Source organism: Enterobacter sp. SM3 (assembly GCF_009811935.2).
GTDB classification, from domain to species: domain Bacteria; phylum Pseudomonadota; class Gammaproteobacteria; order Enterobacterales; family Enterobacteriaceae; genus Enterobacter; species Enterobacter asburiae_D.
In genome coordinates this window covers 3,680,515-3,706,770 of the sequence record NZ_CP099971.1, presented here as the reverse complement: position 1 = coordinate 3,706,770, position 26,256 = coordinate 3,680,515, and the positions used below count along the sequence as shown (strand labels likewise).

16 protein-coding genes and 4 pseudogenes are annotated in these 26,256 nt (G+C 55.7%); 7 read left to right on the top strand and 13 right to left on the bottom strand.

Annotated features, from left to right (window positions below):
• Positions 1-144 precede the first annotated feature (144 nt).
• The 4 genes from GVO84_RS17305 to GVO84_RS17290 form a co-directional block, all read right to left on the bottom strand.
• A complete protein-coding gene (locus GVO84_RS17305) occupies positions 145-1,314 on the bottom strand; it encodes an HlyD family efflux transporter periplasmic adaptor subunit (protein ID WP_121424815.1) in 1,170 nt (389 codons plus the stop codon).
• 10 nt (positions 1,315-1,324) lie between these two features.
• Positions 1,325-3,523 (bottom strand): type I secretion system permease/ATPase, encoded by a 2,199-nt coding sequence (locus GVO84_RS17300; RefSeq protein WP_159514751.1) that lies wholly within the window; start codon positions 3,521-3,523, stop codon positions 1,325-1,327.
• On the bottom strand, positions 3,520-4,923 hold the full coding sequence (locus GVO84_RS17295; RefSeq protein ID WP_121424469.1) for a TolC family outer membrane protein: 1,404 nt from the start codon (positions 4,921-4,923) through the stop codon (positions 3,520-3,522). The genes GVO84_RS17300 and GVO84_RS17295 overlap by 4 nt, the downstream gene beginning before the upstream one ends.
• 80 nt (positions 4,924-5,003) lie before the next feature.
• Complete coding sequence (locus GVO84_RS17290; protein WP_159514750.1) at positions 5,004-15,092, bottom strand: BapA/Bap/LapF family large adhesin; 10,089 nt, start codon at positions 15,090-15,092, stop codon at positions 5,004-5,006.
• A 760-nt stretch (positions 15,093-15,852) separates the two neighbouring features.
• Between GVO84_RS17290 and GVO84_RS17285 the strand changes: the two genes are divergently transcribed.
• Genes GVO84_RS17285 through GVO84_RS17275 form a run of 3 tightly spaced genes read left to right on the top strand, consistent with a single transcriptional unit; the run spans position 15,853 to position 17,706 of the window.
• On the top strand, positions 15,853-16,380 hold the full coding sequence (locus GVO84_RS17285; protein WP_159514749.1) for a tetratricopeptide repeat protein: 528 nt from the start codon (positions 15,853-15,855) through the stop codon (positions 16,378-16,380).
• A gap of 7 nt (positions 16,381-16,387) precedes the next feature.
• Complete coding sequence (locus GVO84_RS17280; RefSeq protein ID WP_159514748.1) at positions 16,388-16,918, top strand: sigma-70 family RNA polymerase sigma factor; 531 nt, start codon at positions 16,388-16,390, stop codon at positions 16,916-16,918.
• Positions 16,915-17,706 carry an anti-sigma factor family protein gene (locus GVO84_RS17275; RefSeq protein WP_159514747.1) on the top strand — a complete coding sequence of 264 codons (792 nt, stop codon included), beginning with the start codon at positions 16,915-16,917 and terminating at the stop codon, positions 17,704-17,706. The genes GVO84_RS17280 and GVO84_RS17275 overlap by 4 nt, the downstream gene beginning before the upstream one ends.
• Here GVO84_RS17275 and GVO84_RS17270 read toward each other — a convergent pair.
• The 7 genes and pseudogenes from GVO84_RS17270 to GVO84_RS17240 all read right to left on the bottom strand — a co-directional run.
• On the bottom strand, positions 17,698-18,255 hold the full coding sequence (locus GVO84_RS17270) for a YceI family protein (protein WP_159514746.1): 558 nt from the start codon (positions 18,253-18,255) through the stop codon (positions 17,698-17,700). The genes GVO84_RS17275 and GVO84_RS17270 overlap by 9 nt on opposite strands.
• Before the next feature lie 174 nt (positions 18,256-18,429).
• Positions 18,430-18,786: a hypothetical protein gene (locus tag GVO84_RS17265; RefSeq protein WP_029740047.1), complete on the bottom strand. Its 357-nt coding sequence runs from the start codon at positions 18,784-18,786 to the stop codon at positions 18,430-18,432.
• 495 nt (positions 18,787-19,281) lie between these two features.
• Positions 19,282-19,749: a hypothetical protein gene (locus GVO84_RS17260; RefSeq protein WP_159514745.1), complete on the bottom strand. Its 468-nt coding sequence runs from the start codon at positions 19,747-19,749 to the stop codon at positions 19,282-19,284.
• Positions 19,750-19,751: 2 nt separating this feature from the next.
• A complete protein-coding gene (locus tag GVO84_RS17255; RefSeq protein ID WP_045370413.1) occupies positions 19,752-19,937 on the bottom strand; it encodes a hypothetical protein in 186 nt (61 codons plus the stop codon).
• A 61-nt stretch (positions 19,938-19,998) separates the two neighbouring features.
• Positions 19,999-20,607: a hypothetical protein gene (locus tag GVO84_RS17250; RefSeq protein WP_233465277.1), complete on the bottom strand. Its 609-nt coding sequence runs from the start codon at positions 20,605-20,607 to the stop codon at positions 19,999-20,001.
• 67 nt (positions 20,608-20,674) lie between these two features.
• Positions 20,675-20,936: pseudogene (locus tag GVO84_RS17245) on the bottom strand (integrase arm-type DNA-binding domain-containing protein); the annotation flags it as partial.
• Between the two features lie 421 nt (positions 20,937-21,357).
• Positions 21,358-21,585: pseudogene (locus GVO84_RS17240) on the bottom strand (LysE family translocator); the annotation flags it as partial.
• A gap of 344 nt (positions 21,586-21,929) precedes the next feature.
• Between GVO84_RS17240 and GVO84_RS17235 the strand changes: the two are divergent.
• From GVO84_RS17235 to GVO84_RS17225, 3 genes are read left to right on the top strand one after another with little or no spacing between them, the layout of a single operon-like run.
• Complete coding sequence (locus tag GVO84_RS17235) at positions 21,930-22,577, top strand: hypothetical protein (protein ID WP_159514743.1); 648 nt, start codon at positions 21,930-21,932, stop codon at positions 22,575-22,577.
• Positions 22,574-23,797, top strand: a complete 1,224-nt coding sequence (locus GVO84_RS17230; RefSeq protein ID WP_159514742.1) for a helix-turn-helix domain-containing protein — start codon at positions 22,574-22,576, stop codon at positions 23,795-23,797. Before GVO84_RS17235 ends, GVO84_RS17230 begins: the two co-directional genes overlap by 4 nt.
• Before the next feature lie 54 nt (positions 23,798-23,851).
• On the top strand, positions 23,852-24,346 hold the full coding sequence (locus GVO84_RS17225; RefSeq protein ID WP_159514741.1) for a hypothetical protein: 495 nt from the start codon (positions 23,852-23,854) through the stop codon (positions 24,344-24,346).
• A gap of 360 nt (positions 24,347-24,706) precedes the next feature.
• Here the strand turns inward: GVO84_RS17225 and GVO84_RS17220 are convergent, their stop codons facing one another.
• Positions 24,707-25,699 carry an ankyrin repeat domain-containing protein gene (locus tag GVO84_RS17220; RefSeq protein WP_159514740.1) on the bottom strand — a complete coding sequence of 331 codons (993 nt, stop codon included), beginning with the start codon at positions 25,697-25,699 and terminating at the stop codon, positions 24,707-24,709.
• 174 nt (positions 25,700-25,873) lie between these two features.
• Between GVO84_RS17220 and GVO84_RS17215 the strand changes: the two are divergent.
• Positions 25,874-26,021 (top strand): annotated as a pseudogene (locus GVO84_RS17215) (ATP-binding protein); the annotation flags it as partial.
• 65 nt (positions 26,022-26,086) lie between these two features.
• Here GVO84_RS17215 and GVO84_RS17210 read toward each other — a convergent pair.
• Positions 26,087-26,215, bottom strand: a pseudogene (locus GVO84_RS17210) (IS3 family transposase); the annotation flags it as partial.
• Positions 26,216-26,256: the final 41 nt, after the last annotated feature.

Genomic DNA, 26,256 nt, shown 5'->3' with positions numbered 1-26,256 from the left:
TATGTTCCCCCTCACCCCAGCCCTCTCCCTCAAGGGAGAGGGGGTCGTCCGTGCAGGCATTATTTTGTGGAGATACCTCGACCCATAGGGAGAGGGAGATTAGAATGTAGGTCGGGTAAGGCGAAGCCGCCACCCGGCGATTGACTACCGCTCCCTCAGCGCCTCTTTCGCCCGGTTAAACGGCTTAATCAGATAATCCAGCACCGTTTTCTCGCCGGTCTTAATGTCCACCGTGGCAATCATCCCCGGCACAATCGAGAAATGTCTGCCCGCCTTATTCACCAGGTAGTCCTGGCTGGTGCGAATGAACACCCGGTAATAGAACACCTCCGGCTTGGCCTCATCCTGAATGGTATCCGGGGAAATCGTCTCCACCACCCCGTGCAGCCCGCCGTAAATGGCGTAATCGTAGGCGGTGATCTTCACCAGCGCCTCCTGGTTCGGGTGGATAAAGGCGATGTCGCGCGGCGACAGGCGGGTTTCAATCAGCAGGTGATCGTCCACCGGCACAATCTCCATCAGCTCGCCGTTGGGTGGGATCACGCCGCCGATGGTAGTGACCTTGATGTTTTTCACGATCCCGCGCACCGGGGATTTTACCGTCAGACGGGTGACGGAATCCTGGCGGCCCTTGAGGATCGCCGAAACCATATCCACCTCCGCGTTGGCTTTGGAGAGTGCCTCGCGCGCCTGAACGTAATATTGCGAGCGCACGTCGGTGAGCTTCAGCTCCAGGTCGCTTTTCTGCCGCTGCAGGCGCAGCACCTCCACGTGGCTGGCGGCGCCGGTTTTGACCAGCCGCTGGGTGATGGCCAGCTCCTTGTTGGCGAGATCTAACGCGGCGCGCAGCTCCCGCTGGGTATCCTCCAGCTGCGCGCGGCGGGAGTTGTAGAGCCGCGTTTCGTCAGCCATCAGATCCGGCCATTGTGCCAGCGAGGGGGGGAACTTCAGCGGGAGATCGTTCACCTCGGCGTACAGGCGGGCGCTGGAGGCCAGTGAGGCCCGGTAGCGCGCCGCGCTTTCGCCGACGTTCGATTCGGAACGCGTCGGATCGAGCCGCGCCAGCACCTGTCCGGCCTGCACCTGATCGCCCTCGTGGACGTTCAGCTCGGTGAGGATCCCGCCGTCGAGAGACTGTAAGACCTGCTCGCGGGAGCTGGGGATCACTTTACCCGAGCCGGTTGACACCTCATCCAGCATGCCAAACCACGCCCAGATGCCCAGCGCCACGAACATCAGCAGCGAGAAGATCACGATCCGACGCGCGCCGGTGTAGCCGCTTTCGGAGTCGAGGGCGTTATCCAGATCGTCCATTGCCGCCACGTCACGCTGACTGATTTTCATTTTTCCACTCCCGTCCGGTTGCTGCCTGCTGCTGCTGTTGCTGCATACGGCTGTTGTTCAGCGCCTGGGCTTTTGGCGCGTCCATTACCAGCATCCCCTCTTTCAACACCACGACGCGTTCCACCAGTTCCAGCACCGGCACGCGATGCGTGGCGACAATTAGGGTGCGATGCCCGAGCCAGTCGCCCAGACGCTGGATGAATTCCCGCTCGGTGTGCTCGTCCAGCGACGCGGTGGGTTCATCCATCAGCACAATATTCGGATCGCGCAGGAGCATTCGCGCCAGCAGAATCGACTGGCGCTGCCCGCCGGATAACCCCACGCCGTTTTCCATGATCGGGTAGTCCAGCCCTTTGGGGAGTTTCTGCACAAAGCCTGCCGCGCCGGTCAGCTCCAGCGCCTCGAAAATTTCTTCGTCGGTGGCGCGCGGCATGCCGAGGGTGATATTTTCGCGCAGGGTGCCGTAAAACAGCCGGGCGTTCTGGGTCATAAAGCCGACGTTGCGCCGGACGTCGGCGACGTCGAGATGCGGCAGGCTGAAGTTATCAAGCCGCAGCTCGCCGGCCGCCAGATCCATCCCACCCGCCATGGCCTGCAGCAGGGTCGATTTGCCCGCGCCGTTGCGCCCCAGAATCGCCACTTTTTCACCCGGACGGATCTCCAGCCGGTTAATGCGCAGCGCCATGCGCGGATCGTCCGGCTGATAGCGGAACTGCGCCTGCTCGAAGAGGTAGTGTCCGCGCAGCACGTCCTGGCGGATCGGCGTCTCCTCGCGCTGGTTTTCGGTGGGAAGCTGCATGATGCTGTCCAGCCCCTCTTTTGCCGCTTTGACCTGCTGCCAGCGCGCCAGCACACCGCACAGCGTCGCCATCGGGGCGATCATGCGGGAGGCCAGCATCGACGCGGCGACCACCGAGCCGGTGGTCAGGGTGCCGTCGATCACCATCGGGGCGCCGACCACAATCACTCCGGCGTAGACCAGGCTCTGAATGGTCATCCCCCAGCTGATCAGGTTCTGCGTCAGCTCGCGGGTGCGCAGGCCGGATTCCGCAGTGATCTGGATATAGCTGTTCCACTGCTGCAAAAAGCGGTTTTCCGCCTGCATCAGCTTGATGTCCTCCAGCCCCTGCACGCTCTCCACCAGCACCGCGTTGCGCAGGGTCGATTCATGGGCCGACTGTTTCGCCAGCTCCGCCAGCTTCTTCTGCAGCAGCAGGCCGGGCAGGACCATGATCACCGCCGCGACCGGGGCGATCCACGCCAGCTGCGGGGCGATGATCGCCAGCACTACCACAAACAGTAAAAAGAAGGGCAGGTCGACAATCGTCGAGATGGTGGACGAGGTGACCATCTCGCGGATCTGCTCCAGCTCGCGCAGCTGAGAGATAAAGCTGCCGGTGGAGCGGGGGATCGCGCTGTTGCGCAGCCGCAGCGCGTGGCCGAAGACGCGATCCGAAACGCGCATATCCGAGCGCTTGCCCAGCAGGTCCATAATGTGCCCGCGCGCCACGCGCAGCACGAAGCCAAACAGGGTGGCGATCAGCACCCCGATGGTCAGGACGTAAAGCGTCGGATAGGACTGGGCGGGGATCACCCGGTCATAGACCTGCATGGAAAAGACGATCCCGGAGAGCGACAGCACGTTGATAAAGAGGGCGGCCAGCATGACCCAGCTGTAGGGGCGCAGGTCGCGCATGACCAGCCGGTAGAGCCAGTCAGGGCGGTATTTTGAGATATAGGCATCCACGCGGCTGTCCTTCAGCGCGGCGAGAGGACGCAGGGCAATAACGTGGCGGATAGCGGGCAGCATCGCCGTCATCGACAGCCGGTTGGTGTAGGTCTCATCGCCGAAAAAGCTGACCTCCAGCGTATCGTCTCCGTCGAAATGCTCGATCACGCCGATCCTGCCGTCATGCATCGCCACCACCACCGGCAGACGCCAGCTGTTGATCGCCTGCCGATCGTCGGTAAGGAGCTGAAACGACAGACCCGCCTCGCGGGCCAGCTGGGTGAGGGCGGGTACCATCGGTTTGCCTTTCAGCCACGGCGCACCCGCCAGCAGCGCGCCGGGAGAGCAGGCGACGCGGTAGCGCGTGGCGACAAAACCAAAGGCCTGCGCCCACTGCGCCAGCGCCTCATCCGTCATGTTTTCACCTTGCGGGATATCACGCTGCTTCATGGCTGGATCTCCACGGTCTGGATGGTGCGGTTATCAAGATCGAACGCATGACGCAACTGCCCGGTGTTATACAGGCAGTTGAGCTGCAGCTGGTGCAGCTGACCGAGGGTCTGCTGCTGGGTGAAACGCGCCTGATAGACCTCCTGCTCGGCGTTGAGCACGTCGAGCAGCGGGCGCGAGCCGAGATCGAGATACTGCTGCTGGTACAGCTCGCGGGTGCGGGCGCTGAGGGCTTCCTGGCGGCCCTGGATTTGCAGCGTGCTTTGCAGGCTCATCACCTGGCTGCGGGCTTCCAGCAGCTTCTGGCGGACGTCAAGACGCGTACGCTGAATGGTGGACTGCGCTGCCTCCACCGCATGTCCGGCAGCGTTACGCCGGGCGGTGAGGCCGCCGCCCTGGTAGAGCGGCATCTGCACTTTCACCCAGGCGGAATACTGGGTGCGATCCCGCGTTTCACTCCCCGCGTAGCGATCGTTCATGTAGTGACGCACCTCCGGCTCAAGCGAGACGGTTGGCGTCATCTGCGCGTCGGCGTAGTCGAGGTTTGCCTGGGCGACGTTAGCCTGCGCCCAGGCGGCAAGCACCGCGGGAACCAGACGGTCATCCGGTTCGGCTATGTCGCAGCTCCGGCCCAGCTTTTGCGGAAAGTCATTGCTGATGGCGTTCAGGCTGTTCCAGCCGAGAAAGCTCATCAGCGTGGCGCGGGCGCTGTCCAGGCTGGCCTGGTACTGCATCAGCTGGGCGCGCGCGCCTTCAATGCGCGCATCGGTCTGCACCACGTCAGAGAGCGATGTGGCCCCTTCGTCGTTACGCTGGCGGGTCAGCGTGCCAATAGAGGAGAGGGCGTCGAGCTGCTCTTTAGCGGTGTCGACCATCTGCTGCAAGGTTTGCACCTGCACCATGGCGATGGCGGTATCGTGGGCGATAGTGTCGATACTCACCAGCACGTTGGCCTGCTGCTGGGCAACGCCTGCGCTTTCGGCGCGCACCTGGCTCGCCACTTTGCCAAAGTCGTAGAGCATCTGTGAGAGAGAGAGCACCAGCGACGGCGTAAAGCCGTTCTGGTCGCCGTCATGGGAATAACCGCTGTCCACGCCGGCATTAATCTGCGGATAGTATTTTGATTTAGCGACGTCCACCTCTTCGCTCTGTTCATAGAGTTTCCCCACGGCTTCGCTGATGGCCGGGTGCCAGGTGACGGCGCGGTTGACGGCCTCGCCAAGCTGCAATGAACCGGGTGCGGCTTTGCCAGCCGCAGGGGCGACGCGGCCATTGAGTGAGGGGAGTTCCTGCGTTTCACGAAGCTGGCCGGTATTGATGGTTGCCGCCGGGTTCGCGCAGAGAGCGGGCACAGATATCAGGCAGCACGAGAGCCACCAGTAAGGCATCTTCATTCCCATGTCATGTCCCTATTAAAAAAATATAGCTTTATTATTTATGCCCGGGCGCTGTGCGCCCGGGTCATCTCTTGCAGGTGCTATCAGGTAATGATGTGTTGCTGGTTAACAAGCTCGTCGTAGGTGGTCTGAACGCCATCAAGCGTAACGAGAGTAGTATTAGTGTAGGTGGCTCCTGCGCCGTCACGGTCGATGGAGATCACGGTATTGCCATTACTATTAGTGACATGGATATAATTCCCCAACGAGGCGGTATTGCCGTCCCAGCCCACCAGCAGATCGCCGATGTCGATCTTGTCTCCCTGCGCCAGCGAGAAGCCGGTCCAGTGATCGCCCGCGGTGCTGCTGACGTTACCCGCCGTGGCATTCCCCACCGTACTGTTCAGCACCTGGTAAATCAGCGTATCGCCGTAGGCCGTACCGGTGATGGCGTCGTTATGCTCCGAGCTGATGAATTGCGGCGCCATATTGATGGTCAGCGTGGCGGTATCCGTGTTGCCGTTGGCATCGGTCAGGGTGTAGTTGAAGGTCTCCTTCGAGGTCATGGATGAGAGCGATACCCCGCTGTTGAGGGTATAGGTGTAATGACCGTCAGCGCCGATCGCCAGGATGCCGTAATGGCCGGTGATGTTCACCGTTGCGCTACCGGTATACGGATCCAGCGTGGTGGCCACGCCGTTGTAACCGGTCACGCTCAGACGGGTATCCACCGAGTGGAGCTGATCCAGCACGCCGCCAGAGTCGGTGCCGTCAAAGATATTGCCGTTGACGGTGTGGCTGCCGGTGACGTCGAAATCACTCAGCGAGTAGGTGGTGCCGTTCACGCTTGGCGTGATGGTGATGGTCCCCACGCTCAGCCCCGGGACGCTACCGGTAAAGTTCAGCGTATAGGTCCCGGCGTTGAGATCCAGCCCGGTCAGCGGGACGTCGATACTGCCGCCCAGCAGCGAGCCGCCGCTGAAGGAGCCGCTGCGGATCACGCCCGAGCCGTCGCTGATGGACCAGTTTACCGTCAGCCCGCCCAGCGACAGCAGCGAGGCCACGTTAAAGTGCAGCGACGCGTTGTGCAGCGCGGTGTTCGGGTCGACCACGAAGGTTCCGCTGCCGGAGCCCTGGGTTGATGAAAACAGCGCCGTCGTCCAGTTGGCGACACCCACGGTAGTATCCGAGTAGACCGACGTGTGGTGCACCGAGGTGAGGTCCATCGTGGTGCTGACATCGTTAACCGCATTCATCGCCTGCGCGGTTGGGGTGATGTTAAGCGATGCCGTATCCTTTGAGCCGTCAGGCGCGGTAACGGTGTAGACGAAGGTGTCAGGCGTGCTGATATGGTCCGCCCCCACGCCGCTTCTCAGGGTATAGGTGTACTGGCCCAACGAATTGATGGTCAGCGTGCCGTATTCCCCCTGAATGTCGGTTGTGCCGCTGCTGTTGACCGTCACGCCGTTCACTTCCGTGACCACCGTGCCCGTCGGAACAGGGTCATTCGCCAGCACGTCGCCCGTAGTGGTTTCGCTGATGCTCGCCACGCTGTAGACATGATCCTGCAGGACGCTCAGCGTATACCCCGTCAGGACGGCGATCCCTGAGGCGGTATTGAGTAAGAACAGGTACTCCCCGGCAGGCAGATTCAGCGTCAGCTGGGATGACGTTCCTCCCAGCAGCGGAGCGCGCAGCCAGCCCGACTCGACGCGAACCTGCTCGAAGGTCTGGGTGGCGTTGTTGAACTTATAGACGTACAGATCGAATACCGACGCCAGCGCCACGCCGCCCACGGAGGCCTGGATGGTCATGGTGCGGGTCGTGCCTTCCTCCACGTTGTAGATAATCGGGTTGGTCATGTCGTCCAGCAGGTTAAGCCCCAGCGTGCTGCCGAGATTAATGCCCACCAGGGTAAAACCGTTCTGAGACGAGGCGCCGTTATTAATCTCACTCACTGTGGTGTCAAAGGTCAGCGAGGCCGTGTCGTCCACCGCCACAATGCCGTTGATTACCGTACCGGCCCCCAGAGACAGCACCAGGTTTGCTGACGCGCTGACGCCGTTATGGGTGATGGTGTAGGTGAAGCTCTCCGTCCGGCCAATGACTGCGGCGCTGGTGTCGGTCAGGTTGTAGGTGTAGCTGCCGTCGCGGTTAATGGTCAGCGTACCGTACTGCCCCTGGATCACCGTGCCGTCGGCGTTCACGCTGGTGGTGACGCCCTGGGCGTTAGTGACCGCGGAGATAGTGGTTCCGGCCGGCGCGTTGTCGCTGCCGGCGGTCGGGTCCGTATCGAGGATCACGTTGCCGTTGAGGCTGGTATCGCCTGTGACCGTACCCGGACCGGTCTCTTTTACCGCCACGTCGAGGCTGGTGTAGGAGCCAGTCGCCAGCAGGTTGGTGTTGTAGCTGAGCACGCGATAGTCGCCGTCAGCCAGCCCGGACAGGTTCAGCGATACGCCGGTTGCGCCGAGGGTCAGCAGATCGGCAAACTGTGGCTGGCCGGTATCCACCACGGTGGTCCAGGCGCCGTTGACGTAATGCTGAACCACCAGCTCCAGGGTATTGAGCAGAGAAAGCACCGCCCCCGTAGCGTTGGCGTTCACCACGATATCCGCGCTGCCGCCGCTGCCCACCGTGAAGTTCACCTGGGCGGTATCATTGCCCAGCAGCGTCAGAACGTTGCCTACGGCGCCGACCAGCAGGAAGCCGTAATCGCTGTACTGGCTGTTGGTCACGGTCGCCGTGGTGCTGAGGTTCAGCTCTTCGACGTTATTGCTGGCGGAGAGCGGCACCACCGGCGCAAGGGCGGAGCCAGGCAGCGAGGTGTTACCTGCGACGTCGGTGGCGGTGATTTGCAGCGTCTGGCCTTCAGTTTGTTTGTTAATGAAGGTGTAGCTGTAGGTGCCGTTGCTGCCCGCAATGGCGGTCACCGTCGAGCCGTCCGCAAGGCGGATAGAGACGGTGCTGCCTGCCTCCGCGGTCCCGGTCAGAACGCTACCGTCGGCGTTGAAGGTCCCGGTCGGCGCCGTTGGGGCGGTTGTATCGACGATAATCGTCGTCACGGCTGACGCCACGCTGGTGTTGCCCGCCGCATCGGTGGCCGTAGCGGTGAAGTTATGGGTGCCTTGCGTCAGCGTGGTGGTGGTTTGCGGCAGGGTCCAGTTGCCGCTGCCGTCGGCGGTCACCGTGCCCACCAGCGTGATGCCATCGTAGATCCGCACCGTGGCATTCGCTTCGGCTGTGCCGCTCAGCGTTGGGCGCGTGTCGTTGGTCGGGTTCGTACCGGTCACCGGCCCGGTGACGCTGCCGACATCATCAATGACCGAGCTGATGACCGGTGCGCCCGGCGCGAGGGTATCGACGTTAATCACATACCCGGCGGTAGGCGCGCTGGTGTTGCCCACCGCATCGGTGGCGGTAAAGGTTAAATTGTGCGGACCGTTGCTGAGCGCCGGAGAAGGCGTATAGCTCCACGCTCCGCCGGTGGCCGTCACGCTGCCAATCTGCACGCCATTATCAAAGATTTTCACCGTAGAACCCGCTTCCGCCGTGCCGCTGAGGGTTGGCTGCGCGTCGTTGGTGAACCCGCCGTTCGCAACCGGCGTCGCCGCATTGCCCACGTCATCCAGAATGCTGGTCAGCACCGGCAGCGCAGGCGGCGTGGTGTCGACGGTGAGGCTGAAGCTGGTGGACGACACGCTGGTGTTGCCTGCCGCATCCGTCGCCTGCGCGGTGAAGCTGTGCGCGCCCGCCGTCAGCGTGGTGGTGAGCAAGATACTCCAGCTTCCGCTGCCGTCCGCGGTGCCCGTTCCGACAAGCGTAGTTCCCTCATAGATCTTCACGGTGGCAAACGGTTCGCTGGTCCCGACAAGGCGCGGTACCGTATCGTCGGTTGTTTGCCCGGACGTGAGCGGACCGGTAATGCTGCCGACGTCGTCAATCGCCTGGCTGATAACCGGCGCGTTCGGTGCCGCGGTATCAACAATCAGGGTAAAGTCCGGCGAGGTCGGGCTGACGTTGCCCGCTGCATCGGTAACCGTGGCGGTCCAGGTGTGGCTGCCGCTGGCCAGCGGCGTTGACGGCGTAAAGCTCCATGCGCCGGTAGCGTCCGCCTGCACGGTGCCGACCGGCTGCCCGTTCTCATACACGGTGACCGTGGCATTGGCGGTCGCGGTACCGTTCAGCGTCGGCGTGGTGTCGTCGGTGCTCTGCCCGGAAGTGAGCGGGGTTTGAATGCTGCCCGCGTTGTCACCCGCGGTCGAAATGATCGGCGCCGACGGCACGCCCGTATCCACCGTCAGGTTAAACGGCGTCGTCGTGCTGCCGGTATTGCCAGCCACGTCGGTGGCGTTGAAGGTGATGGCGTGTGGTCCGTCGGGCAGATCGGTACCCGGCGTGAAGGTCCAGATGCCCTGGGCATTGACCACGGCAGTGCCAATTTCGTTGCCATCAACGATCACGTGCACGGTAGAACCCACGTCGCCCGTGCCGTTGAAGGTTGGACGCGCGTCGTTGGTGCTGTTGCCTGTCGTGAGCGTCCCGGTGACCGGACCGACATCGTCAATCACGCTGGTCACCACCGGTACGCCAGGGGCCGCGGTATCAATGGTGAAGGCGAAGACCGACGAGTTCGCCGAGGCGTTGCCTGCCGCATCCGTTGCATACGCGCGCAGGGAGTAGCTGCCATCGCCCAGCGGTGTGGTCGGCGTAAAGGTCCAGTTGCCGCTTCCGTCAACAACCGCAGTACCAATCTGCGTGCCGTTGTTCATGACGTGAATGGTGCTGCCCGCAAGCCCGGTGCCGCTGATGGTTGGGGTGCTGTCGTTGGTCACCTGGCCGCTGGTGAGGTTGCCCGTGACGCCGCCAGGGACGTTGTCGTTCACCGTGTCAAGCGTCGGAACCGTCGGTGCCGTCAGGTCAACCACCACGCTCCATGGGGCTGACACCGCGCTGACGTTGCCCTGCGGATCGGTCGCCCGAACGGTGAAGCTGTGCGAGCCTTCGCCGAGCGCGGTGTCAGGGGTAAACGTCCATGCGCCGTTGCTGTCAGCCGTCACCACAGCAATCTGCGTGCCGCCGTCGAAAATGGTCACCACGCTGTTTGCGTCCGCAGTCCCCGAAAGGGTTGGCGTGGCGTCGTTCGTTTCGCTGCCGCTAACCACCGTAGTGGCGGCGTTACCGACGTTATCCGTGACGTTGGTGATAACCGGCGTGGCGGAAACGGAGTCCACCACGACGGTGAAGCCCGCCGAAGGACCGCTCTGGTTCCCCGCCGGGTCTGTCTCGCGGATGGTCAGGACGTTATTACCCTCTGCCAGGGGCGACGTGGTGTAGCTCCAGGTGCCGGTATTGCCGATTACCACGCTGTCCAGCAGCACGCCGTTGTTGTAGATGGAGATGGTATCGCCCACCGCGCCGGTGCCGGTGAGGGTCGGCTGATTGTCGTTGGTGGTCTGGCCGCTGGTCAGCGGGCCGGTGCCCGGACCGACGTCGTCAATCACCGCACCGATAGTTGGTGTGCCCGGCGCGGTAAGGTCGACGGTGACGCTGGCCGCCGGAGAGCGGCCGCTGGTGGCACCGTTGAGGGTCGCGGTCACCTCAAAGGTGTGCAGCCCCTCGCCAAGCGCGGCTGGCGTATAGCTCCAGTTGCCGCTGCCGTCGGCGGTCACCGTCGTCAATGGGGTCGCGCTACCGTCCTGATAAATGGTGATCAGGCTGCCCGCTTCGGCCGTACCGGTAAGCGTTGGCGTGGTGTCGTTGGTGGTTTTGCCTTTCACATCGCCGGTGACCGGGTCCACGTCATCGACGATCGCCGTGATGACAGGCACCTGCGGCAGCTCAAGCGACGAGTCGGTGACGACAAAAGGCACGCCCGCGCTGGCATTCCCTGCGGCGTCCGTAGCGTTCACGGTCAGCGTGGTCGGATCCAGCTGAGCCGGACTCAGCGCAATGGAGAAGCTGCCGTCGCTGCCGACAACGCCGGTACCAATGACGGTACCACCGCTGTCTTTCACGGTAATGGTACTTCCTGCCTCGGCGTTACCGGTCAGCGGTGTTCCTTCCTGAGCCAGGGCCATGTTGATCGGGTCGGCAGGCGCGGCGGTATCCACCGTCACGCTCAACGGTGCTGAATTTCCTGACGTGTTACCGGCAGGATCGACAGACGAGACGGTGAACGTATGCGGACCATCCGGCAATGTTGTACCGGCAGTCCAGCTCCAGCTGCCGTCCGGCTGTATCGTCACCGGCACGCCAGACGGGTTACCGTCGACGGAGACGATAACGGTAGTGCCGGGTTCGCTGGTTCCGGTGAGCGTCGGCGTGCCGTCTTTCGTGTAGAGCACGTTATTGGACAGCTGGCTGTCAGCTACGGCGCTAATGACCGGGATCTCTGGCGCTACGGTATCGAGCGTGACGGAAACGACCGGGCTCAGCGCGCTGACGTTACCTGCGGCATCCACTGCTGCAACGGTGATGTTCAGCAGGCCGTCCGTTTGTTGTGGCAGGACAAGGCTCCATTCTCCGTTAACGACATCGACACGTCCTACCTCGACGCCGTTGTTGTAAACGATGACCGTCTCACCGTTAACGCCGGTTCCTCCGACGGTTGGCGTCGCGTCGGTGATAAAGCCACCATTCGGCTGCCCCCCGACGGCGTCAAATACCGGCGTATCCGGTGCTACGGTATCTACGGTAATCGTAATCGCTGGAGATGGGTCAGAGACGTTGCCCGCCTCATCGGTGGCGGTGGCGGTATAAACGTGGCTGCCCTCGCTAATATTACTGTCAGGACGCCAGCTCCAGTTGCCGTTACTGTCTACCGTGACGGTGCCCACGACGGTCGGTGTGCCGTTAACGGTATCAGTGATGTTGATAACGTCATTCGCCGTGCCGGTGCCGCTCAGGACCGGACGCGGATCGTTGGTGGTTCCGCCATCGGGAACGGGGCCGGTGATCTGACTAACGCTGTCGGTGATCACCGGTGCCGCAGGCGTAGCCGGTGCATCGGTGTCAATGGTGATGGTGACCGGCTGCGACGGGGCGCTTTCGTTGCCCGTGCCGTCCATGTTGGTCACGGTCAGGGTAATGTCATAGGTGCCGTTAGGCAGCGGGGTAGCGGGTGTCCAGGTCCAGTTGCCGGTACCGTCCACGAGCACATCATCAAGTTTGACGCCGCCGTTGTAGATCGTCACGGTATCGCCCGGATTGCCGGTACCGCTAAGGGTCGGCGTGGTGTCGCGGGTGGTCTCGCCCGGGTTCAGCGGTATTTCTGTGCCGCCAGGATTGACGGTAATTGTCGGGATATCCGGTGTGGCAGGCGCGACGGTATCTACCGTCAATACAAACGGGCTGGAGATGGTGGTATTGCCAGCGGCATCCGTGGCGTGAACCGTCAGGGAATGCGGGCCGTCGGTGAGCGGGGTAACGGGTGTAAAGCTCCAGCCGCCGCTACCGTCGAGCGTAGCGGTGCCGAGCAGGGTGGCACCGTCATAAATGGTGATCACCGCATCCGCCGGGGCGGAGCCCTGCAGCAGCGGCTGGGTGTCATCCGTGGTATCGCCGCTGCTGAGCGTGCCCTGAACGCCGCCGACGTCATCCGTCACGGTGGCGATGGTGGCTGCTGCTGGCGGTGTGGTATCGACGGTCAGAGTGAAGCCGCTTGACGGCTGGCTGGTATTACCCGCCCCATCGGTGGTAACGGCGGTAAAGGTATAGGTGCCGTTAACAAGCGGCGTGGTCGGGGTATAGCTCCACGTGCCGCTGCTGTCGATCACAATCGTTGTGACATCGACGCCGTCCTGGCGGATGGTGACGGTTGAGCCCGGCTCCGCGGTGCCGTTGAGCGTTGGCGTGGTGTCGTTGGTACTGTCACCAGAATTGAGCGCGCCGAGGCGTTCTGGCACGTCATCCACAACCTGGGTAATGACCGGCGCTCCCGGGGCCACGCTGTCAATAGTGATGCCCCAGCTGTTGGAGACGTTGCTGGTGTTGCCCGCCGCGTCAGTTGCGACGGCGGTCAGGGTATGTGGACCTTCAGCGATCGGGGTGTCTGGGGTAAAGATCCACACGCCAAGACCATTGGCGACGGTGGTACCAATAGCAACACCGTCCACGCGGAGGGTAACCGTTGCGTTTGGTTCGGCGGTACCGCTGAGGGTCGGGGTGGCGTCGTTGGTGGTCTCATTAATATCGAGCGAGCCGGTACGCCCGGGGACATCGTCCACGACTTGTGAAATCACCGGGGCGCCAGGTGCCGTGCCGTCGACGTTAATTGTCCACGCGGTTGATATTCCGCTCGGGTTACCGGCGGGATCCGTCGCCGTTGCCGTCAGCACGTACGTGCCATCGGTCAGCGGTGTGGACGGCGTAAAGCTCCACAGGCCGGAGGAGGGAACAACCGTCGTACCGAGGACATCGCTGCCGTTATAAATCGTGATGGTCGAGCCCGCCTCGCCCGTTCCGTTCACGGTCGGCGCCCGGTCGTTGGTGATCCCGTTCGGGCCCACAGGCCCGGTGGTGGCCTGCACATCATCAATCACAGATACGATAATTGGCGTCTGCGGTGGGGTAATATCCGGTGACGCTGCGGCGGTTGCAGGCCCGGTGTTGCCCGCAGCGTCAGTGGCGTCAGCGGTCAGGATTTCGCCGTTGATCTTCGGCGGGCTCAGCGTCAGGCTGAAGTTCCCCTGGCTATCGGCAACAACAGTGCCAAGGGGGACGTCGCCTTCACGGATGGTTACCGTGCTGCCTGGCTCAGCGGTGCCGGTGATGGTGCCGCCATCATTCGAAACGACGAGGTCGCCGGGGGCCAGCGGCGGTGTGGTATCCACGGTGAAGACGATAGGTTCTGATGCCGTACTCTGGTTTCCGGCGGCATCGGTTTCAACGACGGTTATCGTGTGCGTCCCGTCCGGGAGCGGGCCGTCTGGCGTGACGCTCCAGGTGCCGTTCGGCAGCACCGTTGTGGTTCCAACCGCGACGCCGTTATCGTAGATAGTGATTGTTCCACCGGGTTCGCCCGTTCCCGCCAGGATCGGCTGTGAAGCATCGGTAGGGGTGTCTGAGGTAATGGTCCCTCTGATAACGCCCGTATCGTCGGTCAGCACAATCGCGGTCGGTGCGTCTGGCGGGGTAAGATCCACCGTCAGGGTAAACACCGGTGAGGCTGGCCCGGTGTTGCCTGCGGCGTCGGTTGCCCGGACGGTAATCTGGTGAGTGCTTTCACTCAGGTCAACCGACGGGGTAAAGGTCCAGGTGCCGTTGCTGGCGACCACCGCCGTACCAATAGCGACGCCGCCGTCATAAATCGTCACGGTCGAGCCCGCTTCGCCGGTGCCGCTAAGCTGCGGACGCTGATCGTTGGTGCTGCCGCCGTTGCTGACTGCCCCCGTCTGCGGGGCAATATCGTCCGTTACGCTGGTGATTGCTGGCGCATCGGGCGCGGTGATGTCCGGCGCGTTGAGCGTTGTGCCCGGGCTGGTATTCCCGGCGTTATCCGTCGCGGTGGCGGTCACCTGCTCGCCGTTGGTCAACGGTGTGCCGAGGGAGACGGTAAAGTTGCCGTCGCTGCCCGTTTTTCCTGTACCAATAACATTACCGTTCGCGTCTTTCAGCGTAACGGTACTGCCGGGTTCGGCGGTACCGGTGAGGGTTTTGCCATCTGAAGAGAACTTAAGACCGGAAGGCGCATTCGGCGGTGTTGTATCCGGATCGACAGGTGTGTTGGGGTTGGTGCTATTGTTATTGCCGTCATCGCCACCCCCGCCGCCGCCACCGGTGCTTGCCGCCGCCGCGATGCCGCCCGCTGCGACAATGCCGCCCAGTGCCCACGGCCAGATGGCGGCGCCGCCGGCGTCACTCCCGGAGGCTGCAAGCAGCACGTCCGTAGAGGCGATAGATTCGTACGTCGCGGCTCCGGTTGGATCTTCAATCCACCATAATGCGCCGTTGCTGTCCTGCAGTACCAGCTGGCTTACGCCCTGCGCGTCCGTGACGTAGAAATTTTTAAGGGTGATCACCTCGCCGGAGTGCAGCGTAACCAGCAGATCGTTACCACTTCGCGCGAAGTGCGAGACGCTCGCTCGCTCGACGTGAAGCTCAACGATAGAGGAATGGCTCAGCGTAACCTGTGTGCCTTCCGTGGTCGTTTCCACGCCAGTAAGTTTCGATATAACAGAGATTTGGCTCATTTAGGTATTACTCCAGCAGATGTGTCATGAACGGCGAGCAAGACGAGCCATCTCTGCAGAAGGTAAAGGGCGCCCCCGGCGCAGTCGCTGCTATCACGCAGCACTGACCGTTGTTTTTAGCGCGCACGATGCCCGCCAGAATTCAGAGTGGCAACATCAGAGCGAATCTAATTTCTTATGAAAGTGAACCGTTTTTGTTGGTATTTTTTGTCGTATAAAACCCTGTAATTAATAGAGGAATTATTTTGAGGATATAAAAATGATATAGACAGAAAACGTAAGTTGTGCAAATTAAGCTTTCGTAAATAAGTGCTGAAATAGTGAAGAGGGTATTAATATATTCGCTCCGCTAATAGTTAAATTGGTTCAACTCTATGTTTTATATTGTTTTTGTTTGACTCTCTGATGCTGATTGTTAATGTGGATTACGCAGTATGATTATTGGTAGGGAGTGTTTTTAATATAATGTAAAACGTTATTGTTTAAGTGTGCTTAATATGCATTTAAGTTAGGGTAACGTTTCTGATATAAGATATATTATGTTGCTTGAGAAATAAAATATATTCTCATATGGAGTTAAAACTCTGCTATCGCGCGAAAATAATAACGTTAAAACAAGGGTAAAATAACCTGATTCATTTTCACTGGGGCTACGACATCAGCATGGTTTTGCGACAGTAAAAAAATGACGGGGAGAATGAATAAAACTCGTCAGTCAGGCGTTTACTGACGTCACTCTCTTCTTACCCTGGAGCTTTATATGAACACGACCTCGTTTCGTTTGATCCCGGTGCTGATTTTTTCCCTGCTGTCTCCACTGGCGCTGGCCATGGGCGATAATAGTACCGAGAGCAAAACGCCCGACTGTCCTTCCGGACAGGTGTATGACAGCGCCACCCAGAAATGCGTGCCGGATAAAAGCAGCAGCCTCAGCGACCAGGACAAAACCAACTATGCGTACCATCTTGCAAAGAAAGGCGAGTACCAGGCGGCGCTGAATCTGCTTGATTCGCTGAAAAATGGCAATACGGCTGAAGCGTGGAACTATCGCGGGTTCGCCACGCGCAAACTTGGCCGCACGGACGAAGGTATTGGTTACTACCAGCGCGCGCTGGCTATCGCACCGGATTATGCCAAAGCCCGGGAGTATCTCGGTGAAGCGTGGATGGTAAAAGGACGTCCCGATCTCGCGAAAGAACAGCTGAAGGTGATTGCCGGTATTTGTGGCCAATCCTGCGAAGAGTATCGTGACCTGCAGGCCGCCATCAACGGACATCCGGAATCCTGATTTTCTCGTGGAGGGAAAACTCATCGCTACCAGTGAGGTTCGTCAACAGTTAGCGGCACACCTGTCGCGTCTCTGGCGCTATGGGCTGGTGCTGTCGCGAAACAGGGATATCGCCGAAGAGCTGGTTCAGTCCACCTGCGTGCGTGCGCTTGAAAGGAGCAGCCAGTATACGCCGGGCACGCGCATCGACAGGTGGCTGTTCGCGATACTGCACTCCATCTGGATCTCTGAGCTTCGGGCACGACACGTGCGTCAGGGGCAGGGGTTTGTGGCCAGCGACGAGCTCATGGCGCCAGACACCCGCGAACAGGATGAGACGCGCCTGCATTATCTGAAGGTGATGCAGCGCGTTAACGCGCTGCCTGAAGCCCAGCGCAACGCGGTATTTTTGGTTTATGTCGAAGGCTTTACCTACCAGGAGGCGGCGGAGACGCTGGCGGTGCCGATCGGCACCGTGATGAGCCGGCTGGCGACAGCACGGGCTCGGCTTGCCAGGTCCGCTGACGCACTGCCTCCGGTAAAGGAGAAACGCTCTTGAACTCGCACCGTTTTGCACCGCCCTATAACGACGACGCTATCGTGGCATGGATAGATGGCGAGATGTGCCGCGCCGACGCGCAGCAATTTGAAGAACAGATGAAAAGCGACGAACGCCTCTCCGGGCGAACCGCCGAACTGATGAAAAGCAGCCAGGATTTCACCGGGGCGTTTGCCTCCCTGCTGGATGACGCCCCTCTGGAGACAATGCAGGCGCGTCTGGCAGCGATTCCCGATCCCCAGTCCTCCACGCCGGTCGGCGTCAGCAGGCGGGCGCTGATTGCCGCCTCGGTCAGCTTCTTGATGGTCGGCTCCGGGCTGGGCTACCTGCTGCGGCCCGCTTCCGCGCTGGCGGATGAGAACGCCCACATTCGCGACCTCGAAGCGCAATATATGTCCCTTTACAGCGTCGAAACGCTGCTGGATATGGACAGCGCAACGCCGGTCCTGCAGCGCGGGCTGGAACGGGCCGCGCAGGACATCGGCATGAAGCTGCACATGTCGCAGCTTGTTCTGCAGGGGGCTGAACTGAAAATGGTGCGAATGCTGCGCTATGAAACCACCTCTATCGCGCAGATTGCCTGGATCAACGCCGACTACGGCCCGATGGCGCTCTGTATCTCTCCTGTTGAGGAGAAGACGGCGGCCTCTCTGCGCCAGGAGCAGCGGCACAGCATGAATCTGGCGTGGTGGCAGGAGGCGGGCTACCAGTTTGTCCTGATTGGCCGCAACCCGCCGTCTCACCTGCGGGGAAACGCGGAGCAGCTCCAGCGGCTCATCTCAGGATGAGGGCACGTCGTTCGTCTTAATCGCAATGGCGATGGCAATACGATCGTCCACGACCAGCGCAAACTTATCCATCCCGTAGGACGCGCGCGAGATCGCCGTCGTGGCATCCAGGGTGAGGGCCTGCGCGTGCGGGTCTTTCACGATGGCTTCCAGGATCACCGGGCGGGCAATGTTTCGCACGGTCAGCGTGCCGAATACCCTGAACCGCCCGTCACCCTGAGCGACTACGCGAGAGCTGATGAACTCGATAGTCGGGTAGCGCTCAGATTCAAAAAACATGTCGCTTTTCAGCTGCCAGGTGAGCAGCTTGTTTGACGCCACAAGCGTCGCGACAGGAATGGTGACGTGAATATGGTCGTCGACGTCGTTTTCCGGGTTGAGCGTCACGGCACCCGTCACGCCGCTGAACGTCGCCCAGGAGAGGATGCCGCCGAAGGCATGCCACGATAGCCGAATGTCGGTGTTATCGGTGTCGATAATGTAGCTCTTCGGGGCTGCCATCGCCCATGGACAAACCAAAACAAGCACTATCACCAGGCGTCGCAGCATCTCAGGATCTCTTTTAGGGGGGCAGGGAGTAAACGCGTTACCTCCGGGATCTATTCGGCTTTGTTGACATTATTTCAACCGGAGCGCGATAACCGGACCTGGTGACAAGTGTAGCCTTGAGAACACAGAGCTACGGGGAATAAAAAAGGCCGCGTCTGCGGCCTTTCGAAGGGATTACTCAGTGACTTTCTTTTCCAGCTCGCTGGCACCTTCTTTGGTTTTGTTCCAGCCTTTCTCAGCGCCTTCTTTGGTGGCATCCCACCCTTTCTCGGTGCCTTGTTTGGTTTTATGCCAGGCTTTTTGGGAATCTTCGCTGACCTTGCTGCCCAGGCTCTCGCTTTTGCCTTCCGCAGCATGCTTCTGTTTCAGCTTCAGCTCTTCACCTTTGTTCTGCTCTTCGTGCAGTTTTTGCTTCGCCTCGTTGGCGTTCGCGTTCGCCGCAGCGACGGTATCGTCAGTTGCATGTGTGGTCGCAGCAAATACTGGGGAAGCCAGCAGAACGGCAGATAATGCGATAATTGTTTTTTTCATAATATCCTCATTTAACGTTATCGGTTATGAGCGTGATTCAGCATGGCACAGGCAAAGCGGGATGGCTTTAGGAAAAAACTGTAATGAGATCAATGTGCCCTGATGAGGGATATTTCGCCTGAGGATTATCCAAAGGATAAAAAGCCTATTTCTGCAAGGGCGGCGAGGGTCAGGAGAATGAAGATTATGACGGTTATGGGTTTGTACATGTTGGGGTTCCTTCCGGGTTGGGCGGCTAATCCGTAGCGCTGGGTTGTGTGAGTAATTTTGCACAGGAGGGGGGAGAGGGTGTTGATGTTTGTCAAAGGGATGGGGAACGGTGGGGTGAGGTACTAAAAAGCCCGCAGGGGTTGTACCGTGCGGACTTTTAGGATTTCATCAGATTAATAGAGTTATTACTGATGGATCTTCTGGTTAGCTATCCGGGGCTGCATAATTATCAGGTGCATTTATCCAGCTCAGCAGAAAGCCTTTTCATTCTGTTAAATAATGACTTCAATTTACGTTTTCCGACGCCGGTGTGGCAGAAATCGTTATGTACTTTTTCAGACCAGACTCCCGTTTAACACCTTTTGGATCTGAAACAAAAGGAAGCCGCAGGCGAGGTGAATCTGATACTTTCAGTGTCCAGATATAATCCCCAATAAACCTGAAATCCACGCTATCGTCAGTGACCAGGAGATCCGCAAAACTCCCTGTCGAGTACTCATTTCCCAAACGAACAATTTCTTTAAGCCCGTCATGAACGTCAATAAGGGCAATCGTCAGGGATTCCTCGAAAATAATGTCATCCGTCAGGAACAGGATGTAACGCTGCTCGTTAACCTGGACCGCTGCTTCAAGCACTTGTCCCGGTACAATAATGCCGGTGCTTTTACCATTGAGCACAACGTCAGATTGAGCCTGGGATACATCGGTAGCGTCGTGAACCCTAACCAGAAATATTGAATTAACCTGTTGCATAATCAATTCCACAAACGTCCCATTTCCCATGCAGCAAGAGCGCCGCCGACGAAGCCGCCGATAAGCACGCAAACAGGTGCGCCTGGCCCACACATTAATCCCGCCATGGCGCCGCCTGCAGCAGCACCGGCAATACCTGCACCATTAATCGCTATCTGCCTGCCTGATTCTGAAACCTTATCGTCCATTTACGCATTTTTAATGCTCTGCCGCCATTTCGTCGCCAGGTTTCTGACACGCTATGAGGCATCATCGGTTAGATTTGATGGTCTTTTCTGCGATGTTTATGGTCGAAAGTTTATGTAAGAAAAACAGCCCGGTACTGATTCCCATTAACACACAATATGCAGCCAAACCAAATTTAAGCATTGCTGATGACTTGTTTATTTTTTCAACCAAACCACTGCTGAACATGGTGCTATACATGAACGGCATTGCAACAACAAAGCCACTTATAAAATAAATGATGAGGCTAACTATTTCTACGGATTTTCTCCAAATCCAAAATCGATATCTTTTTTTAGTCCACTGAAATATTGTTGAGTTGTCACTAATGTACAAAAGTTTTTGACACTTACTGTAATTATCAATATCTCTTACCGGATCTTTGGAACGCAAAAGTATTCTCCTCTGTTCTGGTGTCAGATTTGAGTCTTTTGTTAATGCTGAAATGCCGTATTCTTCAGCAATTCGCTTATAATTTTCATCGTTTGTGTTTTTATAGAGGTTGTACGAAAACTCGCTAATAGCTTTTCTGGAGTTAAAAACTTTGTCCCTTTTATATATCCAGCCCGCTCTCAATCCAATGATTGATACTATCACTGGAAGCAAAGGGGATAAGTTTTTTAATACTTCCATAACGCTTAGAACCATCCTAACTACTCCGAGTATAATTTAAATTAGTTAAGGGATTTTTAGTTACGGCATCTTCCTGTTTCGCCAGGAGATAGTGAGAACCTGCCTGGTAGTTTCTGGCATCGTCAAGCGTAACTGATGGGTAAGGGCCTATGCTCTTCTTCGCACGTTTCTTGGTGACAGGGCGAATGTAGCGAAACTGCCAGATTTTTACTCCCGCTGGATTTGAGGAGTAGCTCAAGGCTATCGCCATCATAGAGAACGTAGTCCGCTTCCTTGGGTTTAGCAGATTCGATTTCTTTAACGGATAGAGGTTTGGTTTGTCTTGCCATTGCCGGGTTTCCATAGTTTTAGGCACCCAAAAACAATAAAGCTTTATGAGGTACCTAACAAGGTGCCTAAAAGATTCGGATTTAATTAGTTGACTTCAGACTTCGCGGGACAAATTGAGGGCACAAAAAAGCCCGCAGGGCTTGCGCCATGCGGGCTTTTAGGACTTCATCGGATGACTCTGGTAATCACCGATGGAGAATTTTGGTGGGCTGGCGTCTCTGTGCTTTGAATTTTATCTTGTTGATATTTAATATTTTAATTTAAATTTATTTCGTGGAGGGTTCCAAAAAGGAACCTTAAAATATAACCATAGCACGTTGAATGGTTCCAGTACGCCAAGTGAATTCAAAATAACATGCCAGTGTAATCATGTCTGCTATGAGCTAGGTGCGGACACTGGGTTTACCGTTTCGGCAAAACTTAACTGGCAGATATCGATACGACACCAGACCCGCTAAACAACATGCGGATACCGAGGCTTATCATGACAACGCCTGGGTTTTTACCTAGCCAGTTTTCAAATGTTCCTGATGCCTTCACGACTGACCTCAGGGAAACAATTCCAGCCAGCTTCTGGATACTGCTCAAGACAAGAAATTGCAGCCAGACAGGATCCGGGGCGGGATCGACAAACTGAGGAAGAAAAGCAACTCATTACAGTTGAGCAGTTGAGCCGCAAGAGACAGAGGATAGTATTCCAACAGGTTTTCTAGAGCACTCATGCATGTTCGCCTTACACGTCACCGCCTTGAGAAAATAGGTGAGGCAAGCTGCAAGGCGTGAGCACTTTTCTCCCCGTCGGGATAGACTCAATTCTCTTATTATACCGCTTTATTTCAGAGCAAAAGTACAACTTCGGTACTATCGGGTCGATAAAATAAATACCATCATCAATGTCATTTTCCGCGTAAAGGAAATTTTTTGATGTTTTTTTGTGGACACACGAAAAAATATGGGTGTAAAATCACGCCTATCAGTGACAGTGATAGGAAATGGTCGTGAAAAAATCAAAAGTGGCAGATCTCATTGTTCAGCATGTTCAAAAACAACTCTTCATGGCCCTTTCTGACGCGATTTACGCGGCATCAAAGCGTTCTTACGATTATGCGCAAAAGAAGAAGCTAGACCACAGAGCGACCGCGCTTGGTTATGATCGTCATTTAAACCTGAATGAAACTATTTATGAGGTGTTTGAGGCCAACTGTTGTAATCCCGGCAAGCTGCGTGGTAACCGTATTGTAGAAGGCCATAGCGGTATTTTCACGATTGTTCGTGAAAGCTACAATGATAACCAGTGGAAGAGACTATTTCGCAGCAAACGTAAGCAAGAGCTCATTGCCGAAAACGTTTCTGTGGAAAAAGTGGTGCAACCGGATTTATTCTCCGATGGTTCTGATGTACCGAAAGCTACACTGTTCGTAGTATGCCGTTTTTCCGGTTCATTGCAGAATCAACCCGAAGCCCCGATGTCTATAGAGCTTGTCGTTCCAAGTTCTGACGGGAAGAGCTGGGTTTTCCATGAGCCACTTGAACTTTTTTTAACCCGATATGATGTAGTTCCATTCCAAGAAGATAATGCATTCTCTGCACTCAAAAAGGGCATTATCAAAAAAGATGGAACCGAGGAAGATGATGTATGAGCCGAGGCATCGCTGAATTTCAACCGGATAGGTTAGTGCAAGTACTAGCCGCCCGGCGGCTATCCCAAACTCAATTAGCTACGATGGTTGGCGTATCGCCAGCTACCATCAGTAAATGGCGTTCTGGCCAGCAGGCTCCAGAATCCGAGGCCTTAGAACGCTTGGCTACAGTCGTAAATGTTACTCCTGAATGGTTTACGCGCCCTCTGTTGCCGGGTATGTCAAAGCCCCTGTTCAGAAGTAATGCATCAGCTCATGTAGCAGCACGAGCAATGTTAGAAACTCGAATCCATTGGGCTAATGAGTTGGTTACTAAGCTGACTGAGTTTGTAGATCTGCCGGAGCTAAAATTACCGCACCGTAGTTTTACAAACATCGATGAAATTAGTGATGCAGATATCGAAGATGCCGCTAGTGAGTGCCGTGCCCTTTGGAATCTTGGTACAAAGGAAATACCGGACCTTACTTTAGCCGCAGAGAGTAACGGTATTATCGTTGTCAGAGAGGAAACAGGTGTCGCGCAGATTGAAGGGCTTTCCGCTTGGAGTGAGACTCTAAGTGTTCCTTTTGTTCTCCTCTCTTCGGATAAAGGTAATGCTTTTCGCAGCAGATTTGACCTTGCTCACGAAATTGGGCATCTAATCCTTCACCGCTACGTTGGTAACGAGCTCGAAGCTGAACGTTATAAGCTGAAGGAAAGCCAGGCTCATAAATTTGCGGGGGCGCTGCTGCTTCCTGCCGAGACGTTTGCCGAAGAAATTAGAACCCCGGTCACATTAGATAGCTTGCTTTTAATTAAACAACGCTACGGTATTTCTGTCGCGGCAAGCATCATGCGTTTGCATGTGCTGAATATTATTACTGAAGAAGAGAAACAAAATCTTTATAAACGCCGTTCAGCACGTTGGGGAGTGAAATCAGAGCCGGGAGATGATTATCGTGAGCCTGAAAAACCACGTTTGTTGAAACGTACTATTGAATTGTTGGCGTCTTCTGGAATTATTTCAGTTGAACGGCTTGCTGCCTTTGCGGGATTGTCTGCTATCGATGTCGAAATGATGGTTGGTTTACCAGAGGGCTATCTGACCGGCAAGAAAGCTGCTGTTGTGCATCTGGCAAAATTAAAATCTATGCTGGCCGAGCGGCGTGAAGAGCAGGCTAACGAGCATAAAGGAGCTTTGGTACAATTTACGAGACCACCTAAGCGCTCTAATTCTTAAGTTTCACGTAGCCATGCATGTTAAATGCATGGCTTCTTTATAGTAGAAACAATCATGGACGGGTTAGTTACAAAGCTTGCCAAAGACCTGCGGAATGTCTTTGAAGAAAATTTCGATTATTTTGATGAGTCGGGTGTGCCATTCTTCGGCATGTTTCCTGAGAATTGTTGCCAAGGTGCATCTGTATTTCTAGGGATGCTTCTTAGCCACTTTTTTACCCGCGATATCATAAAAGTAGTACATGGCTCTACTCGTAATAGGCTATATCATCATTTTTGGGTAGAGGTTGATTCAAAGATCTATGATCTTACCTTGGACCAATTCTATAAAAATATGGGGGATAAGTATACTGGGATCGAATTTCCAGTATATGGCGAAGATAAACATCCACTAAGACAATACTTTTTCTATAAAGAAAAAATGAGTGCGGTTCTGGCTTTTTCAATCTTCGTACAAAAACATGCGAATCTGGAAGAGATACTACCTGCATACCAATTCATTAGTAGAGAACTCGAAGTTATGGGATGGAAAATCCCATCCCCAGAATAAATTTAATACTTATGGCGGTATTTATCGTTAAACGCTTTCAGATTGCGCCGTTCATAGCGCATCCCCTTCGCAGAAAACCGGAACGGTGCGAGCAATTGGCGTTACCGGTGCATATTGCTCCGTTCACAAATTGTCTTTTGGGTTATCCGTAGGAGCCCGCATACCTCGTCTGGAGTGAGTAGATCATCATCTGTTTCACCGGGTTTTGTCATGATGTCCATCCCTTTATGTTCAGAGGGTAATTGTATATTTCACCATCAATGGTAAAGGTATGGCCACATGTATAAAGACTTAACAACGGATCTGGATACCCTCAACGCCTTCAATTCGGTGGTTCAGACAACACTCTGCGAATAAATATCACAGCCTTCCACCGTTTTTGACTTTTGCAATTTTATTTTTAGCATGTTTTAAATTTCTGGATAATTCATTTTGCTCGTAACTGATTTTGTATTTTAATATATGATCATGATTTTTATCATCAGAAATTTTTGTAAGATCAATGAGAAAATTATTTCTTATCATCCACTTTACAATTCGCTCATCGATATCTTTGTAAAGAGGATCACCGCCATAATTATAGAAATTAACATCTTGAATGTCACTAATACAATCAAGAGTGCTTAAAATATCTTTGTAATCGCTAATGTAACTGTTAATTACGGAACGGTCTTTATTGAGCTCTATTTTGAATCCATATTCAGAGAGTTCATATAAAAATAATACTGAGTTGGTATTGCAAAAATCGACATGCAACGTTCTTCTTTCGAATTTATCAATATGGCGGAGAATGATCTTGTGTAGTTCATCATCATATTCTTCTTCGATGAACCCTTTTCCTGCATGATTAATATGGTTGACATTGCATCCGGCATCTATTGCTATGGATAAAACATCAGGGGAGAGGGGAAGGAAGAGAATATTTCTTCCTCTGTTATCGACATGATTTATATCACAACCTGCATTAAGTAATACTTGTAGTCCTTCAGCATCCCTGTAATGCTCAAAAATACAGGTATAGCCTTTAGCATCTGTATGCGAAGTGTCTAAACCTAGTTCAATCAGCTTCTTTAGTATTTCGGGATTTTTTTGATGGAAGAGAGCATTTTGTCCCTGCTCGTTAATATGGTGTGCATTAATTTCATGGCTGAGCAGAAAATCCAGTGCTTCAAGGGTTCTACAGCCAAAAATGGCATTGTTGCCGTTACTGTTAACAGCATTAATATCATACCCAGCTTTTAAAGCATGCTTTATATCATCAGGTGATCTTGAATTGAAGAATGATTCAGAAATGGCAAGGTCTAATGCCCTTTCTAATAATCCCCTTTGTAATAATGACGTAACTAAGTCCATAAACACCCCCATAAAAAAATGTTTAAATTCATTAGATATCAGAAATTCTGAGAAATGCAACAGAGAGGACAGGCGTTTCTGATGTAAGGAAGTAAAATTTTAACAAACCACCCATGGAAACATCAGAAACACCTGCTGTAAATTTACGTCTGTAACCTGCCGTCCGGACTATAGGACCAAACCTTCGCGGGAGATGCTACCATTACATCGGCAATGTTGAACTGGATTTTACATCACACACGTCGTGCAAATAAAAGGAGAAGGCTATCGACTGAAGCAAAAACGGAAAGCCGGGGTTATCGCTGAAGCTAATACTGAGTAAACAAGGTGGATCAACAATAGACTGTCGGTGGTGCGGTATGTGGATCACTTTTTACCCGTTGTTAACCCATGGCGCTCCCACGCCATTTCCAGTGCTCTGATGGCAAGTTTGCTCGCAGGTGAGAATCGAATTTCATTGCCCACCCCTCTGGGTTTTCTGGCGAACAGGTCGAGAACAACGACAAGATACGCCCAGAGTAAAGTAAGAGGCAGGGTGTAGTCGGGCCATTTCCCTG

Excerpts from the sequence above, each read along its gene's own strand:
- GVO84_RS17225 (WP_159514741.1), top strand. The coding sequence starts at position 23,852 with ATGGACGGGTTAGTTACAAAGCTTGCCAAAGACCTGCGGAATGTCTTT.
- GVO84_RS17290 (WP_159514750.1), bottom strand. The coding sequence starts at position 15,092 with ATGAGCCAAATCTCTGTTATATCGAAACTTACTGGCGTGGAAACGACC.
- GVO84_RS17270 (WP_159514746.1), bottom strand. The coding sequence starts at position 18,255 with ATGCTGCGACGCCTGGTGATAGTGCTTGTTTTGGTTTGTCCATGGGCG.
- GVO84_RS17255 (WP_045370413.1), bottom strand. The coding sequence starts at position 19,937 with ATGGACGATAAGGTTTCAGAATCAGGCAGGCAGATAGCGATTAATGGT.
- GVO84_RS17220 (WP_159514740.1), bottom strand. The coding sequence starts at position 25,699 with ATGGACTTAGTTACGTCATTATTACAAAGGGGATTATTAGAAAGGGCA.
- GVO84_RS17300 (WP_159514751.1), bottom strand. The coding sequence starts at position 3,523 with ATGAAGCAGCGTGATATCCCGCAAGGTGAAAACATGACGGATGAGGCG.
- GVO84_RS17295 (WP_121424469.1), bottom strand. The coding sequence starts at position 4,923 with ATGGGAATGAAGATGCCTTACTGGTGGCTCTCGTGCTGCCTGATATCT.
- GVO84_RS17250 (WP_233465277.1), bottom strand. The coding sequence starts at position 20,607 with ATGGAAGTATTAAAAAACTTATCCCCTTTGCTTCCAGTGATAGTATCA.
- GVO84_RS17285 (WP_159514749.1), top strand. The coding sequence starts at position 15,853 with ATGAACACGACCTCGTTTCGTTTGATCCCGGTGCTGATTTTTTCCCTG.
- GVO84_RS17265 (WP_029740047.1), bottom strand. The coding sequence starts at position 18,786 with ATGAAAAAAACAATTATCGCATTATCTGCCGTTCTGCTGGCTTCCCCA.
- GVO84_RS17260 (WP_159514745.1), bottom strand. The coding sequence starts at position 19,749 with ATGCAACAGGTTAATTCAATATTTCTGGTTAGGGTTCACGACGCTACC.
- GVO84_RS17235 (WP_159514743.1), top strand. The coding sequence starts at position 21,930 with ATGGTCGTGAAAAAATCAAAAGTGGCAGATCTCATTGTTCAGCATGTT.
- GVO84_RS17230 (WP_159514742.1), top strand. The coding sequence starts at position 22,574 with ATGAGCCGAGGCATCGCTGAATTTCAACCGGATAGGTTAGTGCAAGTA.
- GVO84_RS17305 (WP_121424815.1), bottom strand. The coding sequence starts at position 1,314 with ATGGACGATCTGGATAACGCCCTCGACTCCGAAAGCGGCTACACCGGC.